The sequence below is a fragment of the Peribacillus sp. FSL H8-0477 genome (assembly GCF_038002765.1).
Lineage (GTDB): Bacteria > Bacillota > Bacilli > Bacillales > DSM-1321 > Peribacillus.
In genome coordinates this window covers 245556-264157 of the sequence record NZ_JBBODE010000002.1, presented here as the reverse complement: position 1 = coordinate 264157, position 18602 = coordinate 245556, and the positions used below count along the sequence as shown (strand labels likewise).

15 protein-coding genes are annotated in these 18602 nt (G+C 37.0%); 2 read left to right on the top strand and 13 right to left on the bottom strand.

Going from position 1 to position 18602, the window contains the following annotated elements:
- Positions 1 to 66: 66 nt before the first annotated feature.
- The 5 genes from MHI18_RS13110 to MHI18_RS13090 all read right to left on the bottom strand — a co-directional run bounded on the left by MHI18_RS13110 (position 67) and on the right by MHI18_RS13090 (position 4829).
- Positions 67 to 360, bottom strand: coding sequence for a hypothetical protein (locus tag MHI18_RS13110; RefSeq protein WP_340847951.1), 294 nt, complete (start codon positions 358 to 360; stop codon positions 67 to 69).
- Between the two features lie 271 nt (positions 361 to 631).
- Positions 632 to 1780: a glycerate kinase gene (locus tag MHI18_RS13105; RefSeq protein ID WP_340847950.1), complete on the bottom strand. Its 1149-nt coding sequence runs from the start codon at positions 1778 to 1780 to the stop codon at positions 632 to 634.
- 97 nt (positions 1781 to 1877) lie between these two features.
- Positions 1878 to 2585, bottom strand: a complete 708-nt coding sequence (locus MHI18_RS13100; protein ID WP_340847949.1) for a GntR family transcriptional regulator — start codon at positions 2583 to 2585, stop codon at positions 1878 to 1880.
- Positions 2586 to 2595: 10 nt separating this feature from the next.
- Entirely contained in the window at positions 2596 to 4005 is a 1410-nt protein-coding gene (locus tag MHI18_RS13095; RefSeq protein WP_340847947.1) for a glycoside hydrolase family 1 protein, read from the bottom strand.
- Between the two features lie 179 nt (positions 4006 to 4184).
- Positions 4185 to 4829, bottom strand: a complete 645-nt coding sequence (locus tag MHI18_RS13090) for a 2OG-Fe(II) oxygenase (RefSeq protein WP_340847946.1) — start codon at positions 4827 to 4829, stop codon at positions 4185 to 4187.
- A gap of 349 nt (positions 4830 to 5178) precedes the next feature.
- On the opposite strand from MHI18_RS13090, the gene MHI18_RS13085 reads away from it, so the two are divergent.
- Both MHI18_RS13085 and MHI18_RS13080 read left to right on the top strand, forming a co-directional pair.
- Positions 5179 to 7725, top strand: coding sequence for a LuxR C-terminal-related transcriptional regulator (locus MHI18_RS13085; protein WP_340847945.1), 2547 nt, complete (start codon positions 5179 to 5181; stop codon positions 7723 to 7725).
- 316 nt (positions 7726 to 8041) lie between these two features.
- On the top strand, positions 8042 to 8173 hold the full coding sequence (locus tag MHI18_RS13080) for an anti-repressor SinI family protein (RefSeq protein WP_340847943.1): 132 nt from the start codon (positions 8042 to 8044) through the stop codon (positions 8171 to 8173).
- Between the two features lie 131 nt (positions 8174 to 8304).
- Here MHI18_RS13080 and MHI18_RS13075 read toward each other — a convergent pair whose 3' ends face one another.
- The 8 genes from MHI18_RS13075 to MHI18_RS13040 form a co-directional block, all read right to left on the bottom strand.
- Positions 8305 to 9090, bottom strand: a complete 786-nt coding sequence (locus MHI18_RS13075) for an SDR family NAD(P)-dependent oxidoreductase (RefSeq protein ID WP_340847941.1) — start codon at positions 9088 to 9090, stop codon at positions 8305 to 8307.
- Between the two features lie 109 nt (positions 9091 to 9199).
- Positions 9200 to 9799, bottom strand: a complete 600-nt coding sequence (locus MHI18_RS13070; RefSeq protein ID WP_340847939.1) for a TetR/AcrR family transcriptional regulator — start codon at positions 9797 to 9799, stop codon at positions 9200 to 9202.
- Positions 9800 to 9911: 112 nt separating this feature from the next.
- Positions 9912 to 10835 carry an ABC transporter substrate-binding protein gene (locus tag MHI18_RS13065; RefSeq protein ID WP_340847938.1) on the bottom strand — a complete coding sequence of 308 codons (924 nt, stop codon included), beginning with the start codon at positions 10833 to 10835 and terminating at the stop codon, positions 9912 to 9914.
- Positions 10836 to 10927: 92 nt separating this feature from the next.
- Entirely contained in the window at positions 10928 to 11941 is a 1014-nt protein-coding gene (locus tag MHI18_RS13060; protein ID WP_340847937.1) for a FecCD family ABC transporter permease, read from the bottom strand.
- A complete protein-coding gene (locus MHI18_RS13055; RefSeq protein ID WP_340847935.1) occupies positions 11938 to 12963 on the bottom strand; it encodes a FecCD family ABC transporter permease in 1026 nt (341 codons plus the stop codon). The genes MHI18_RS13060 and MHI18_RS13055 overlap by 4 nt, the downstream gene beginning before the upstream one ends.
- Positions 12960 to 13760 carry an ABC transporter ATP-binding protein gene (locus MHI18_RS13050; RefSeq protein WP_340847934.1) on the bottom strand — a complete coding sequence of 267 codons (801 nt, stop codon included), beginning with the start codon at positions 13758 to 13760 and terminating at the stop codon, positions 12960 to 12962. Before MHI18_RS13050 ends, MHI18_RS13055 begins: the two co-directional genes overlap by 4 nt.
- 157 nt (positions 13761 to 13917) lie before the next feature.
- Positions 13918 to 14547: a DUF305 domain-containing protein gene (locus tag MHI18_RS13045; protein WP_340847933.1), complete on the bottom strand. Its 630-nt coding sequence runs from the start codon at positions 14545 to 14547 to the stop codon at positions 13918 to 13920.
- Between the two features lie 104 nt (positions 14548 to 14651).
- Positions 14652 to 18428, bottom strand: a complete 3777-nt coding sequence (locus MHI18_RS13040; protein WP_340847931.1) for an AAA domain-containing protein — start codon at positions 18426 to 18428, stop codon at positions 14652 to 14654.
- Positions 18429 to 18602: the final 174 nt, after the last annotated feature.

Sequence of the window (18602 nt, the reverse complement as noted above, 5' to 3'; positions counted from 1 at the left end):
GCACCTGCGTAAAGTGCCACCTAACTAAATCAATAAATAGAAAATATTTTTTTCATTTACCCCAATTTAAAAAATCTCCATTAGAACTCTCCATACAATGAAAAACACGACCAAAGTCAGACCGCTGACTATTGTTTTTCCTTGAATTTTATCTTTCTTGTCTTTATTACTTACTAAATTAATTCCTAATAATATTGCACTGATTATAAATAAACCGAAAAATAGTGTGAAAAATGTTTTATGTTTTTGAAAATCTACTGTCCAATTTTCATCCGCTATACTAAACACATAGATTAAGAATGCGACAAAAACGATAGAAGAATATAGATATGCTAGTTTCGAAAATAGACTTTTTTTCAAATTAAATCCTCTTCTCAGTAATAAAATTTAACGGGAAGGAAATGGTCTTAGGCGTTTATGAAGGTCCGTATCTCCATCAGGCATCATATCTAGCTTTGAATCTGGCGTAACTTTAGTGTCTATGTTAGCTTTTAAATCAGGATTAACCTCGTAATTTGGATTTATCTCTGGATCTGGCGTTAGTACCCAAAAGCTTACAGATGCATCAACTCATTTTTCTAAATATTGATAAGGAATCGGCAATTTTTTCTGCCTCTCATTAGGGGCGTTTTCACGAGCAGTCTCCTCCTCGATTAAAAAAATAGGTACGGCAAACTTGTTCCGCTGTTTTCTCTAGTAATAGACTCGCATCCTTCATTGCCTGTTCCAAGGTCATCGACTTATTCATCACGCTATATACCCCTATCACTCCGTATTGGTAGAGTGAATCAATCTTTCCTTCAAAGGATCCTGCTAGGATGATGGTGGGTATATTTTTTGCTTTGGCTGATTGAGCGACTCCCATTGGTGTTTTTCCATATGCAGTTTGAAAATCGACCTGCCCTTCTCCTGTAATGACTAGGTCCGCATTTTCTAACTGTTCATCGAGTTTTGTATACTCCATCACAACGTCCACCCCTCTTCTCAATGTTGAAGGGAAGAATGCCTGAAAAGCTCCGCCAATTCCCCCGGCTGCTCCTGCACCTGGGCTGTCATGAAGTCTGACGCCCATTTTTTCTTCAATTTTGTTGGCAAAGTGCAAAAGATTGGCATCCAGCACCTTGACCATCGCTTCTGTCGCTCCTTTTTGGGGACCGAATACATACGTTGCACCCGTAGGACCGACAAAAGGATTCTCGACATCTGACGCAATAATAAACTGACTTTCTTCTATTCTCGGGTCAAAATTTTTGATTGATAGCTGCTGCAGCTGACCTAATTCGCCTCCGCCAACATCCAGTTCTTGCCCTGCGCTATTTTTTAATTCAACACCGAGTGCTTGCAGCATTCCCGCTCCGCCGTCATTCGTTGCCGACCCGCCTAACGCAAGAATAAAGTTTCTATATCCCTCATCTAAGGCAGCTTTGATGAGTTGTCCAGTGCCGTAAGTCGATGCTTTTAACGGATTGCGTTCACCAATGCTGACTAAATTCAATCCTGAAGCAGCTGCTATCTCGATAATACATGTTTGCTGATCACCAAGTACTCCAAACTCAGCCTCAATTGGCTTTTTCAGCGGATTGATAACATGAACTTTGGTTTTATGACCACCTGTTGCTGCAACTAAATTCTCCATTGTTCCTTCACCGCCATCTGCAACAGGTACTAGGACGGTTTCCGCATGAGGATAAGCATGCAAAATCCCTCGTTCAATCGACAATGCAGCATCCATACTAGAGATACTTCCTTTAAATGAATCTGGAGCTATCACAATCTTCATTTTTTCATCTCCTTATATAGAAAGCGTTTACATTATTATAAACTTGAAGGAAGAAAAAAGCTTTCCATCACGTTAGCGAATTGGAAAGCCTGAGCATTTATTTAAAGTTAATTCGATTTAAGATTTTTGCTTTTTGATAATGAAAAAGTGACTTGGATAATTCAAAGATCGTTCCATTCGTTAGACATACTGTGTTTTCAATAATTAAGGCCGGATCTAATGGACTAACTTGGAGCAAGCCCGCATTTTCCTCGTTAATTTTTTCGCAAATAATGACTTTATCCGCAAAGCCAATGTTTAGTTTTAAGTCCTCGATAAGATAACGATAGATGGAATTCGATGCAATCTCTTCGTTTAAATAAGGGACAATCTCTTTTTTAAAATAACTTATTTCAATCGAGAACGGCTCATTTTCTACTAATCTTAACCGCTTACTATAATACAGCTTTGTTCCTATATCACAACGTAATTGTTTGGCTATTTCTTCATCTGCTTCAACCACATGTAAAGCCAGAACTTTTGTCTCAACTTTTTTGGAGGTCAAATCCTTTGTTAAACCTCTAAGACTGCCTAAATTAATGAAATCCGTTTCCGATTTTTCCCTCAAAAACATTCCACTGCCCTGTACTTGATAGACAAGACCTCGATTGACCAACTGAGTAATGGCTTTTCGGATCGTATTTCTACTCACTTCATACTTCTTAATCAGTTCTTCTTCTGTCGGAAGCTTTTTTGTTTCGTCAAACTTTCCAGCCCTAATATCCTTTTCTAACTCATCCGCTATTTCTTTGTATTTTACGGCCATATAATCTCCCTTACAGCTTTTCGCCTCTTGTTTTTATAATATCCTTATACCAATAATACGAAAGCTTTTTCTTTCGATTTAAATGATCCTGATGATCCACGTAAATAAAGCCATATTGCTTTTTATATCCGTTTAGCCAACTTAATAAATCAATAGCGGACCATGCATAATACCCTTTTAAATGAATCCCTTCTTGGATTGCCCGCTTAATCACTTTTAAATGCTGCTCGATATACTTTATCCGAGGAACATCTACGATTTCACCATCTATAATCGGATCTTCATCCCCAAGTCCATTTTCTGTAACATACATTTTTATATCGCCATAACGTGCTTTTAATAGATGCAGCCCATCTAAAAATCCTTGAGGTGAAATTTCCCATCCCCATTTAGTATAGGTTTTGTTCTCCATTTTAACAGTCCGATAATATCCGTCAAAAGAAGGACTTCCTGGAACCAGCGTAGATGTTTCTCGTGAATGTTCCATGGAAGAAAATACTGTATTGTTTTTTTCGACTCGAATCGGTTGATAATAATTCAGACCAATAAAATCATTTTTCTCGGCATTTCTTTGTAAGGTATTCAGCTCTTCTTCCGTCCAATCTGGTGTCCAGCCCTTTTCCTTTAATTGCTCGACCACATAAGTGGGATATGTCCCTTTTAGGATCGGATCATAGTACCAAAACGTTTCATATTCATTCGCATGTTGAGCAGCTATCACATTTTCCTGTTTATCATCGACACTGTATGCTGGCAAGAATACATGCGTTATGCCAATCTCCCCGTACTGTCTTAATTCCTTATAGACTTCTACGGCTTTTGCATGGGCATAAAACACGTAATGCGTGGCTTGAAAATACTTCTTCTCATCATTTTGAATACCAGGCGGATGAGCTCCTTTTAAGTAGCCTAACCCACAAAACATAACCGTTTCATTAAACGTAATCCAGTGTTTTACCCGATCTCCAAATGACTGGAAACAAATCGCTGCATACTTCACGAAAGCCTCAGCGGTTCGTTTATTAGTCCATCCCCCATCTTCTTCAAGGGTCAGAGGTAAGTCCCAGTGATACAGAGTAACAAACGGAACAATTCCATATTTTAAACATTCATTAATTACATTATTATAAAATTCCAATCCTTTTTCATTCACTTCGCCATCGCCTGTTGGCAAAATACGCGCCCATGAAAGAGAAAACCGGTACGATTCAAGACCCATCTCGGCCATTAATTGAATATCTTCTTTGTAACGATGATAATGGTCAATCGCCACCTCGCCGTTTGTTCCCTCATACGTCTTTCCAGGAATCTTTGAAAAGACGTCCCAATTGGTTACGCCTTTCCCATCTTCATTCCATGCTCCTTCTATCTGATAAGAAGCAGACGCCGCGCCGAATAGAAAATCATGTGGAAACTTCATATAATAACCTCCATTTTCATACCATCATATTTAATTCATAGGTACAAATATACCTTTGATTATATACAATTATTCAATTGTTGGCAAACAGGCTAAAGGGATTATCTTAGGGGATTAAAGAGGAAGGCACTTCAAAGAGACGGGAAGAGGCGTTTCCCCGCCTTATTGGAGATACAGTACTATTTTTGTCTTCTCATCCACTGTGTAGCAACCCACTTTTCTCCTGCTATCACTGGGGCTCCACCATGTAACGTTTGCTCGTTAATCTGTTGATCGCTATAAAAATATTCAAAATACACGGCCGTTCCCTTTTTCGGAGATACGGAAAGATTTAGTTTAGGAAAATACGTTTCTCCCCCACTTTCCACATCATTTAAGTAGATAACGATTGTGCTTATCCTATTATTTTGTGCGGCTTTACTTGAAGATGAAAAATAATCATAATGAGCCTTATATTCTTGTCCAGGCGTATATTTTAGAATTTGAATTCCTTCTCCATGTTCAGTGGGTATATTCATAATCGATGAAAGTCTTTTTTCAATTTTAGTAATCAACTCATTCTCATTTTCTTCAAAATACATACTGCTGCTCGTTCTCATCTCATTGACTTCACGGGTGGACCCAATCTTCGAACGATTCAATTTATCTGTTGATAAGCTCATCAAGGCGTTGCATTCTTCATCACTCAACACGTTTCCTAAAATGACGACTAGTGGTTCCTCAAATTTTGCTAATATATTAATCTCTCTATCTTCTGTTTTTATTGTATTCCCAACGTGATTAAAAATAGTTTGTTCTTTGATAATTGATGTTGTACCATCCATTCGTTTCACTACTCCCCAGAAATTTAATTTTCAAACTATTTTCCCGCTATACCATTTAATGTAAGCGTTTAAGTTATGAATAGTATACCATGAAGCTTCCGTAAACTAGCAATTACCTATTCTGTTAATGAGGACTACTACACAATATTTATATACCAAAAATAACTCAAATTGTTAAAATAGTTAAAATAGTTAATTATTATACGATATACTCATATATACTATATTCAATAATGTTAAGTAAATAGTCCCTCATTCCATCAAAAAATAACTTAAAATGAGAGTTTCAACAGGTTAATACTATCAGGATTTGTAGGATGCTGCGGGTGAATTTAGGAGGAGAATATGAATGGAAACAATTTGGTTGAACTCAAAAACAAAAGTACCGACCATAACAAAAACAGCTGTCAACCGCAAGCGGTTATACCAATTATTAGAAGAAGGGAATTCTACAAAATTAACGATTGTCCAAGCTCCAGCTGGCTATGGGAAAACAACCATTCTCAGTCAATGGATAAACCAACTTGACGAAAACACTTCGTGGCTTTCTCTTGATGCCATTGATAATGATCCCATTCGTTTTTGGAAATATCTTATCCAATCTGTGTCTGACACACTTAACAATCATTTGGATACACGGTTATCTCCACTGTTTACTTCACATCCTCATTCACCGTTTGAGCTCATAATTGACTCACTTTTAAATGAACTAGACTCTATTAAAGAAAATTTACATATTTTTATAGACGACTATCACTTTATTGAGCATCCTTTCATCCACGAATTAATGATTCGATTCATAGAATATTTACCGAGTAACACCCGGGTATATATAATAAGCAGGACGAAAATACCCCTTCCGATATCTAGATGGCGTGTAAAATCTTGGATTACAGAGATTGGAATCGAGCAATTAAGTTTCACTTACTCTGAAATTGGAGACTTATACAAAAAACAAAACCTCGACTTTTATGATGATATAGGATTACAAGGTGTGCTGGACAAAACGGAAGGATGGGCTGCGGGAATTCAACTGGCTTGCCTATCCATCGAGACTGACACAGTACATATTGATCGATTTGATGGAACACATCCCTATGTCGCCGAATTTTTAATTAAAGAAATCTTAGATACACTTCCACTTACTACTCAGCATTTCCTAGTACAAACTTCAATCCTAAATATGCTGGAACCCGAGGATTGTAATTCATTAACCAACCGATCAGATAGTTACGATGTATTAGTTGAACTTGTCGAAAAAGGGATATTCACGATTCAATTGTCTTCGAAAAACCCTGTTTTTCGTTATCACCATTTATTTGCGGGCGCACTTCAAGCAGAACTGAAAAATTTTTATACGGAAGAAGAAGTGATGGCTATTTATAAAAGAGCTGGCAATCTTCTCAGTAAAAAAGGGGATTACATTGCAGCCATTGAATTAGTTTTACAGCAGCAACTCTTTGTTCTAGCAGATTCTTGGATCACTACTTATCTAGTAGACATCTTTACAACAGGGCAAATAGCAACATTTGTACGCTGGGTGGATTTGTTGCGTATGAAAAATTACCCTCTTCCTCTTGAAACGATTGTCATGTATACCATTGCGCTGACTTCTCTTTCCAATTTACAAAAAGCAAACCAAATAATCATTGAACTAGACCAAAGGCATACAGTCGATCAATGGATGGATCATCCTGATAATCAAGGGGTTGCCAGTATTTTGATCACCTTAAAAGCATATATTATAACCGCGATCGGCGATGAAAAGGCACAAACGGTAGAAATTATTTTAACCCAGCTTGAAAAGGGACGAGTGAGTTCCAGGTGGGATCATATTCCTATGCAATACAACCAGTTTGAACCAAAATTGTTCCGAACGTTGATTGGATCAAAAGGAAAATTCACGCCAGTAGATCAGTCAATCGCATTTGCACAATTCTTTCGTCAGACCGAATTCAAAGAACAAAATATGATGGGATTTAGTTATGGTGTGTTAGCTGAGACCATGTATGAAGTGAATTTATTTGAAGATGCACTAAATGAAATTGAGGGCGGATTACAATATGCCTATCGCTTTCAAGATACTGGTTTATCCACTCCTCTTTATCTATTAAAAAGCAGAATTTTTATAACCAAAAAACAATTTGCTACTGCTCAAGCTGTGTTAGATCATGCCATAGAAGATGTAACGGAGTGGTACTGGATTCGTTCATTACAAGCCTTGAAAGCCTATTGTTATTTAATGGAGTCCGATATAAAAAATGCTGAAATAGAATTGTTCAAAACAAAAAGACCAGACATACTTAAAATCGAGCTGGGTCAAGAGTTCTGGCTGCTCGTTTACGTCCGATTTTTACTAGCAACAAACCGCTTTAAAGAAGCGTTGAAAATTGTTATTCGTGTAAAGGAAAAGTCTTCAAATGAGGATCAAATATCTACAATGATTGAAGCCTCTATACTTGAGTCACTTTGTTACATGAAAGTAAATCAGAAAGAACCAGCCTATGCTGCGTTACATAAAGCTTTGGAAATAGGTTCACCTTATGGATATAAGAGAAGCTTCATTGATGAATCCGATATCATTCCCTTATTAAAAAAATATGTAACCTTTCGAAAAAAAGATTCGAGTAAACATTGGGAATCCGTTCCCCTTTCCTATGTTGAAGATTTGTTAAGGACTAGTCCTATTACCGATGAATCAAGGAAAGACATACTTACTCCTCGTGAAATGGATGTCCTCCAATTATTAGCGAGTGGCGCATCAAACCGAGAAATTGCTAGTCAACTTTTTCTTTCTGAAGGAACCATTCGCGTTTATTTAACCACTATTTATAGCAAGCTCGAAGTTCAATCCCGAACTCAAGCAATCTTGCTAGCGAAAGAATGGGATCTTTAAGAAGGATTGCAATCTATCGAAACACATTCTAATGGATGTGTTTCTTTGTTTTTATTTATAGTCAGTCAGTAAAAAATTAAATCGATTTAGTATTAACATTCCTCAATAGCGGATGGAAACGTATTTGTTTATGATTTATACAAAAGCTACCCCCTCATCAAGTGCCAAACAATTCCTCCGTTTTAGCTATCCTAGATTAAAATTTACCCAACACTTCAATCCACGGAAGAATTTCTTCATTGACTTAACAATCTTAAGGTAAGGTACTGTTTTCCCCTTATAGCATGTGAAAATTAATTGAGCGGAGGTACTAACAGTGGCTGAATTAGATCAAGAATGGATTCAATTAATTGTTGATGCAAAAGAATTAGGCCTAAGCATCGATGATATACGAGAGTTTTTTCTTTATCAACAAGAGGAAGCGAAGAAAGAAGTGCTATCAAGATAATTCCATATAGGAACAGTGGGAAACATGAAAAATGAACTAAAAAGAAAATAAAAAGAAAAGACCTTTCAGCATGTAACCGAAAAGTCTTTTCCTAATGTAGTTTTGAATTGCCATTCTTTTGTTGCATTGGGTTATCCTCGAAGCATGTTCCGTCCACCATTAACCGCAATAATTTGTCCATTAATGTAGCCTGAAGCATCAGAGGCCAAGAATACCATTACGGGTGCCATGTCACGATCAACGTCTCCCATTTCACCTCGCATTGGCACTTTCATTTTCTCAGCAGCTAGAAATTTAGCACGTTCTTCTTCTTCTAAATTATCTAAGTATTCTTGATACATAGGCGTTTTCATCGTTGGATTCACACAGTTACAACGAATGTTGTATTTCATTGCCCATTCATACGCGATTGTACGTGTCCAAGAAAGGACGGCTCCTTTTGCCGTTGCATATAGGGCACCGTTTGGCTGTCCCGCTAATGCAACGTCGGAAGAGAAGTTAATAATTGCCCCTTCTCCTTCTTGTTCTTTCATAATCTTGCATGCCGCTTGGTTCGTATAAATCGCACCATTAATATTGACGCCCCATACAAAGTTTAAATCCGCTGGTGTATACTCTTCAGCTGGTTTTAAAGACTCAATACCAGCAACATGGGCTAATACGTCCAGACCGCCCATTTCGTTTGCAGCTTGTTCAAATACAGAAAACACTTCTTCCGCATCTGCAATATTACAGTGGTAGTAAGTGGCTTTCCCCGTACCTGTAGAATTTGCTTCGTCGACTACTTTTTGACCTAAATCATCAGCTATATCTAACGCTGAAACAATAGCTCCTTCTCGAACGTACGCTTTCACCGTTCCCGCTCCAATACCACTAGCACCACCTGTTACGATAATACGTTTACCTTTTAACTGCATAAGAACACTCCTTTTTTCACTATATCTTCATTATAATGAAAGCGTTATCTAAAAACGATTATCGAAACGATCTACTTGTTACATATTTGGTGACACTTTCATACCGATGTTACCTTTTCTTATTTGTCGAGAAATCTCTCCAAATGGGAATTGTCCATTTTTCATAATAACTGGCCATTTTTCGAGGGGAAACTACCATGCCATCACGAATCCATTTAATAAGTAAAATAGTATGAGAAGCAGCATAAAAGTAGACCGTATATTCCTTATCCTCCACTGACATCTCCACATTTATCAACATATCTTCCAACATTTCCGTTGTATGCTGTAAAACAAATTCTTGAAGCGAATTTTGGCCGGTAAAACTACTAATCTTGGCATAGAATTCTCTATCTTCATAAATTCGTTGATATAACCATTCCATTATTAAAGTCGAAGGTAAATCATGTACTGTATAGAGCTTTCTCATTTCTTTAAATGGTTGTGTAATACTATGCAGAACATTTTGCTCGATCATGTCATTTTTGTCCTTAAAATGAGTATAAAACGTTTTACGTGAAACATTCGCATGTTCACAGATCTCAGCCACTGTCAGCTTCTCAAACTCTTTCATGATGACTAACTTTCGAAAACTTAAAATTAGTTTATTTTTTGCAGATCGCACGTCTATTTCTTCTATAGAGTCAAAAGGTATGTTTCCATTTTTCATCAGAAAACCCCATTCACGTTTATCTACTTCTATTATATCAATTAACTTTCTTTAACTTGTAAAAAAGGAAAGGCCTCTCAACAGATAATCCGTTGAAAAGCCCTTCTCCTTTTTACTTATTAATTAATATCTCTTCCAGATTATCCAGTGCCAACTTGTTTCCATAGGCAGAATAATCTAACCAAGGTTGTTCAGAGATTAGGAATACTTGATCGTTTTTAACCGCTTTAAGACTTTGCCAAATCGGATCATTTTGTAATTCCTTATAAACGTCTTCACTGCCTTCATCTACTGAAGATACTAATACAAAAATGGTGTCAGCATCGAAGTCTGGTAACACCTCTTTTGAGATATTCTCCCAGTTCTCCTCAATTGCCTCCACACCAGCTGCTGGTTTGAAACCTACATCTTCAAACAAAATCGGACCTAATGGACGTTCCATTCCATATACACGCAGCCCTTTTGGTGATATACGTACCGCCATTACTGTACCCTCACCAAGCTTTTCTTTTGCCAGCGTAGATACTTCTTCCGCCTTAGCTTCATAGTCTTTAATGAATTGTTCGGCAGTTTTTTCACGATCCACGATGTCAGCTATATCATGTAAGTGGTCTTTCCAACGGCCTTCATCCAGGTTAATGACATTTGTCGGGGCAATTGCCTCATATTTCTCTAAACCATGCTTGCCAGCGAATTCTGTATCAATGAAAATTTCATCGGGCTGCATCGCAATTAATGCTTCCATATCAGGTTCTTTTGTAAATCCTAAATATTCCGTTTTGGAAAAACGTTCTTCATCAAGCGGCAAGTAATCACTTGTCGTTGTTCCATCAGGGGTGATTCCCAATGCCATTAAATCTCCCGTTAAGAAAATAGAAATGGATGCTACCTTTTTATCATACTCTTCAACTTTACTATCTGAAGAAGCCTTTGAATCTTTATTTTCGTTTACTTTCTTGTCTTGCCCTTCTTCATTCCCGCATGCTGCCAAGATGAAAAGGAATGTGCTCATCAATAAAACTAGAAGTTTTCTCATGCTGATCTCCTGCTCTCAAAAAAATTCATCAAAATAGATTGTCCTTATGGATTATACAGAGTAACCGTTCAAACGACAAATCCAATTCTAGATTACTTTGCTCTAAATAATAGATATAGAAAATAAGGCGCACCTACTGCTGCGACTACAACTCCTGCCGGTATGGCATTGGGTTCAAAAAGAGATCTCGCGATAGTATCGGCAAAAACAAGAATGACGACGCCCGTCAACGCAGAAATCGGTAATACATATTGATGCATCGGACCTACTAAACGTCGGGCAATATGGGGAGCGACCAGTCCAATAAAACCGATTCCGCCAACCATCGAGACACTTGCGCATGATAAAGCTATGGCAATACATAGCAGCTGAATCCGTTCTTTGTTTACTCGCGTGCCAATCCCGGTTGCGATCGTATCCCCCAATGCGAAGCTATTTAATGGTTTTGCCTTCATGAAGGCAATTGGAATCAAAATCAACATCCATGGAAGTAGTGCATACACATTGATCCAATCCCTGCCCCACACATTACCCAGCAGCCAACTCGCCGTAAATGAATACGTTTTTTCATCTAGCTGCAGAGATAAATACAAACTTATGGCATTAAACCCTGCTGCAATGGCAATTCCGACTAGTAAAAGTCTTGTGGGGAGCAACCCCTTTCCTTTTTCACTCGCTAATAAGAAAATGAGACCTGCAGCCAGACATCCTCCCATAAAGGTGAATAGCGGGATTAGTAATGCAGGAGTCGTATTCAATGATGTGAAGTATGTAACATAAACAATTAATCCTAGGCTCGCCCCTGCATGAATCCCTAAAACACCAGGATCAGCCAAGGGATTCCGAGTAATCCCTTGGAAAATGGCACCTGATATCCCCAGACCCATTCCAGCCAAAATGGTAATGATGATACGAGGCATCCGGTATTCGAATAAGACCAACTCATACATCGGCGTACCGAAACCAAGGATCGTTTTGACAACATCAAGCGGTGCGATCTTCAACGATCCTGTATTTAATCCAAGAGCTATGATCGTTAAGATCAGGATAGATAGGGCAAACCCAACTTGAAGACATTTCTTTCGTCTCTTCCTGGTGATATTCATAAACTTCTCTTTTCCTTCCGTGCCACAAATAAAAAGAACGGTACACCTATCATGGCAACAATCACTCCGATTGCCAATTCTTTTGGCGGATCCATCGTTCTTGCACCAAGGTCTGCCACTACCAGTAAAACGGCACCTAATATGGCTGACAATGGAATAACAAAGCGATAATCTACGCCGACCAGCTTCCTTGTGATATGGGGAATGACTAATCCGACAAAGGCAATTGAGCCAACGGCTGCTACGGATACACCGGCTAATATAACCGCAAAAATCATAGCAATTATCCGGATTTTTTGCGTCTGTATCCCCAAGTTAACCGCAATTTCTTCACCCATTGCCATTAAAGAAATAGGCCGTCCTAGCAGACAAGCCATTATCACCACGAAGAGGATAATCGGAGCCACAATCTTAAGCTGCGGCCATTCCACACCAGCTACACCTCCAGCATACCAAAACGCTAAATCTTGACTAAGGTCAAAGTAAATCGCAACACCAGATGTAAACGAATGCAGCAGCGAAGCAACAACTGTGCCAGCTAACGTTAGTTTCAGCGGCGTTAATCCTCCAGGCGAGCTTGCTCCTAACCCGAAGATGAAAATGGTTGTACAAGCTGCACCCAAGAATGACAAGATCATCAATGTAGAAAATGAAAGATTGGGTAAAAAAACAAAAGACAGTGCCACAACAAATGTAGCTCCTGCATTAATCCCTAACACTCCAGCATCCGCTAAAGGATTCCTCGTCACTCCCTGCATCAATGTCCCGGCAACTGCAAAAGCTGCTCCAACTAATGCCGCTGCAAAAACACGCGGGAATCGGATTGAATGTAAAATTTGATGTTCGATATTCGTTTTGTCAAAGTGCCAAAGTGCCTCCCATACTATTGAGAGCGAAAGCTGTTTAGCACCTATTGAAATAGCTGCAAACATACTAAGACCTAAGATAAGGATGGACACTACCGATATCAGATAAAAGCGACCGCTGCGGATATCGCAAAGTAATTTTTCCTTACGCATCATCGCTGATCCCCATATAACGTATCCATTGGGATACATATAGGCACATTTGACTTCGGTTCAATTAAAATCGTTGCCTCTATATGGAATACTTCTTTTAACATCTTGTCATTTAATACTTCATGCGGAGTTCCTTCATGCATGACTTCCCCTTCTTTAATGCACACTAAATGATCCGCAAAACGTGTGGCGTGATTCAGATCATGAACAACCATCACAATTGTGCTCTTCTCTTCCTTATTAAGTTTCCGAAGCAACTTCAACACTTCCAGCTGATGTCCCATATCTAAAAAAGTCGTTGGTTCATCTAATAACAGAATTCCTGTTTTTTGAGCCAATGCCATCGCAATCCAAGCACGTTGACGTTGTCCACCTGATAGCTCATCAACCAATTCATCCTGCAATGCTGTCAAACCAGTCGATTCAATGGCCCATTGGATGATTTCATAATCTGATTTAGTCGTAGAACTAAACGCCTTTTGATGTGGGTATCGACCGTATGCCACTAATTCACTGACAGACAAACCGTCAGGGGCAACCGGGTTTTGAGGAAGAATAGACAGTTTCTTAGCTACTTCCTTCGTCGGAAGTTTCTGAATGGCTTGTCCATCAATATAGACATCCCCGCTTTGTGGCTGCATAATACGGGCGAGTGTTTTTAAAATCGTTGACTTCCCAGAACCATTCGCACCCACAAGAGCCGTAATCTTTCCCTGCGGTATCGTTATATTTAAATTCGGTACAATCACTTTATCTTCATAACTAATTTTCACTTGTTTCGTCTCGAAGTAATTACTCATAGTTGAATCCTCATTCTTTTAATTGATAACCGTTTTCAGTCTATATGGGATAGGGGTACGAGTCAATCATTATATGTTAAAAACAAAAACGACAAATAGACCTTAACTATTCCCATAGTCATTAGGTCCATTTGATCTTCTTTTAGTTTCCATTTAATTATATCGTCTTTAACAGATTTTTCATTTCAGCAAGCTGTTTTTGTTGAGTAGTGATAATATTTTGCAGGATGGTTTTCAGTTCCGTATTTTGCGTATACTTCATTATATTTTGAGACATTTTGATTGCACCTTCATGATGTGGAATCATTTCTTCGAGGAAATCTTTATCAATATTCCCTGTTAGTTTAGCATCTTGCATGGCCGTAATCATCGTTTGGTAGATGTTAGTATACGTTTTTAAGTAAGCTTCCTCGGCTTGTTTATTTATTTGCGGATTTTTAATTAGTTTTTCTTTAAGAGCTTCCAGTTTCCCAATACCTGCAAGCTGGTCTCTTATAATGTTTGCAGCTAGTTGCTTGACCTGTTCATTATGACCATATTTCAGGATATTTTCAGACATCGATACAGCAGCTTCGTGATGCGGAATCATTTCATATAGGAAATCAAGACTCGGATCACCAGTTTTAGGCGCTGCCTCCATCCCTCTTTTCATGATTTGCAAGATACTTTTATAATTATCATAATACGCTTTTTCTTCCTGACCTACCTGTGCGTGTGCTTGAATACTAAACATGCAAAGTATCAGTGTCAATACCCCTATTCTCGCCATTTGAATACGTTTTTTCATACCTGTCCCCTCCAATAGTTATGCTCTTTTTAATATGCAAAATGGAGAGGATTTTTATACAAATTCGAGTTTCTCTCGAACGAGGAAGTATCCTTTCTTGAGAGTTAATGGTGGGAATGAATTTTCATACTTAACTCTTCACTTCTTAAAAGTTCTCTAATCCTTTGATCAATTCTCTCTATTTCCTTTCCAGGAGTTTTCCACCAGTTTCTACTCCATATTCTTTCAATTGCCCAACCTCGATTCTCTAGGTACCTCTGGCGATATATATCTCGTTCTTTTGCATTAGCTGAACTATGATACATGGCTCCATCACATTCAATACCCAAAATATATCTAGAAGAGTCCGATGGATGAACAATGGCCAAATCAATTCTGTAACCTGACGTTCCAACTTGTGTAGCAACTTCATAACCTAAATTTTTTATTTGTTTATATACTTGTTCTTCAAATGGGGAATCGAAATGTAGTCCCTGTTCTTTAACATTTGTGCTCACATTTTCATTAATCTCATTGAAAACTGCCTGGATTTGTTCTTTATTATTTTTTGAAACTGCTCTTACATATTTTAAATAGGATTTAAGGAGTTTAGGACCAACTTGCGCTGTATTAGTAACATTCAATTCTTCTGGCTCGATACTCGATACAACCACGATTCCTTCTTTCGCTCTTGATACAGCTACATTTAATCTGTTTTCTCCACCCACTTGGTTTAACATGCCAAAACGATTAAAGATTTTCCCTTCTTCATTCTTAGCATATCCTATAGAAAAAATAATTATATCTCTTTCATCCCCTTGAACATTTTCAATATTTTTAACAAACACTCTTTCATCAAGTTCTTTCCCCATTACTTGATTGTATGCAACATTGAATACTTGATCAGTTGCTGCTGATTTTTCAATCGTGTCTACTATTTTTGTTTGTTGTTTAGCATTAAAAGTAATGATACCGACCGTTTTATCTGGTTGTTTTATCAAAATATCTTTTAAAATGCTATAAATTTCTTGTGCTTCTACTTCATTTGATTGATTAATCCATCTACCGTCAACCTTATTCCACGTAATTGAAGGTGGATTCTTTAACGGTTCAACATTTGGGGCAATTTGTATTTGTCCATTATAAAAGGCATGGTTAGAAAAATTAATTAACTCCTCATATTTTGAACGATAATGCCATTGAAGAATTTTTTCTGGAAACCTTCTTTTCGCTAAATTTAATAAACTTTGTGATTCATCTGTATCATAAGCCTCTTCATCCTCATCATTTACATATGTAGACTGAAACATCGTAAATGGTGGTAATTGTTTTTCATCTCCTGCAACAATTAATTGTTTCGCTCTATAAACTGCAGGAATACCACTCTCTACTGTGCATTGTGAAGCTTCATCAAAAATGACAAGATCAAATAAATCCTCTTTTAAAGGAAAAATAGCAGAAACCGTTTCAGGTGATGCTAACCAAACGGGCATAAGTTCAATCAATCCTTTATCAGCAAATTGATTGACCAATTTTCTCAAAGGCCAGATCATTCTTTTTTTTCCTACCTGATGTTTAAGGTCTCTTAAATCTTTTGGATATCTTTTCTGAACTATGTCTACTGATTGTGTTAATTGATTAATTAAATATTCATTGGCAATCGTTCTTTTTTGTACAATTAGTTTGGCGAAGTTTTCTCTTATCCTTGAAAATTCAGTTGTTGATATCTTCTTTACCTCTGGATATTTACTTTCCGTCTCATCTATCCAATGAATATAAGCAGCATTCTTAAATAATTGAACCCAATAATCTGATAAGCCTTGTTCAGAGACAGGAATTTTGGTTATGAGTTCTTGAATTATTTTTTTCGTCACCGTCGAACATTCTTCCAAATACATATCCATTTGTTGTAAATCTTCGAAATCTTGATAAATATATTCTGCAATTTTATCTAATTCTTGTAATGGTATATCCCCATTCGCAATTCTACTTTGAAAATTTTCAATCATTTTTTCATCAAAATATTTTTTTAAATGATTGAATTCATCTGACATTTTTCTCGTTTCCTTACCCAAATTATTCATCACAATAAGTGATTGTTTTAGTTTAATCCACTCTGTGGAATTCGTTCCTTGAAACTTTTCCCCGTCCAACAATTCTTCGATTATCGATTTTCCAGAGAAGGAAGTCCACCACCAAATCCTTAATCCTTGTAGCGTTTTTTTACTATCATCTTCTAGGTCAGGATATATTTTTTCTAACTTATTTTCCATCAACCATGTGTATGCAGGGGTAATCTTTTTATAATCTAATGAATTCAAATACTCAGCAGAGACCTTTGCCTTCTTAATTAAATGATTAAGTAATTCTTCCAATTCTATTTTATCCTTCATAGAAAACTGCGCAAAGGATTTACGGTTTTTTAATTCATAGTCCTCACTGCCAAATCTTTCATACCATTCTGCATAACTGTATATTTTTTCTCCTATATCATCTAAAACATCTTTATGTAACTCACTTAAGATAGGTTTTAAATTTAGCATGTGAGTCACGTTATCTAAAGATGTTGCTTTCCCATATAAATCATATAAACGATATCCAAAATCTTGATTTTCATAAAGTCCTTTCGCAATATCATTTAACAAGTTTTCATGGGTAGCCATCCTTTTAGACGTGGATCTTAATTCTTGGAGAGACTGTTCAAACAAAATTTTATTATTTTCAATTAGACTACCAATTTTATTGTACAAAAGTTTCCGATCATTTTTTTCGTCATGAACTAATGCAATATGGTTTGTTAGCTTTAACCCGTCTAGACGTTGATATACTACATCAAGAGCTGCTCTTTTTTGACAGACCACCAATACTTTCTTTTCTCTACTAATAGCATCTGTAATTAAATTTACAATGACTTGTGATTTTCCCGTTCCTGGAGGTCCATGAACAACAATTCCTTTTTTATATCTTGCTTCTTTTAATATTTCTTCTTGTGACCCGTCAGTATCTAGGAGATTAAGAATGTCCAGATCATCACGAATAAGATTACTTTCTATTTCTATATCTTCTGATGACTCACTCTCTTGGGGATCGATCAATTCACTTACTAACGATAAATTAGATTCCTTAGAAAGCTCTATTAGTTCATCATAATCTTTAACAAGTGAAGAACTACCTTGTGGAAAACTCCCAATAATCGCATGTTCTAACATTGTGTTACCGTTTAACTCAGGAATTTCATCCTTTTTATACTCTTTTATTTTTGTTATTCCATTCCTAGAAAATGATAGATCCATTTCTTGTTTTTTAAAGAAGGAATGCCATACTTCTATATCATCTGTTTTAGCAATTTCAGCTGCTTCTTCAAAAAATTCTTCAGTGAACTCAACATTATTTAATTTCTTAAAAGCCAAAAATAAAGTTCGATTAATTTGTGGACCTGCTTCTTCCACTCGAATCATCCATTTGTGTGTATTTACCTTGCTTTTTTCTAATCGTATTGGATATAAGAAAAGTGGAGCTTGATAAAAAGTGCCGTCAGAGAGGCTTCCTGCTATAAACGGATAACCTAAATAAAAGTCATGAACACCTGATTCTTCTTCAATCATTTTTATATTTCTTGTTAGATCCGTTAATTTTTTTGAAATAGCCAAGGAGTCTTCATTATCCAAAATCGGCTTTAATAGCGTAATCTCATCTTTTGATTGCCTAACTATCTTCCTAACTATAGATTCAGAAACGTTTTTATCAGATACCTTATCTATTTCCGTTAAGTCAAAACTCCACTTATTATAAATTTTCAACAATCTAATGGAGCGATTACGTCGACTAATATCATTTAGTTTATCTCTCATATGTATTAGATTTTCTTTCACCGTTTTACCTTCTCTCTGAAGAATTTCCATCTCAAAAAGGAAGAGCATATGCTCCTCCCCATAAATTTTTTTTCATGATAATCTTCTTATCTAGGATGAAATAACTTCGTTCATTTTGATATACAATCACTAACCCCTTTATATATTATCCATTATTACATAAATATAGATTAAATTACCTTTTTAATGCAATAGTACCATACA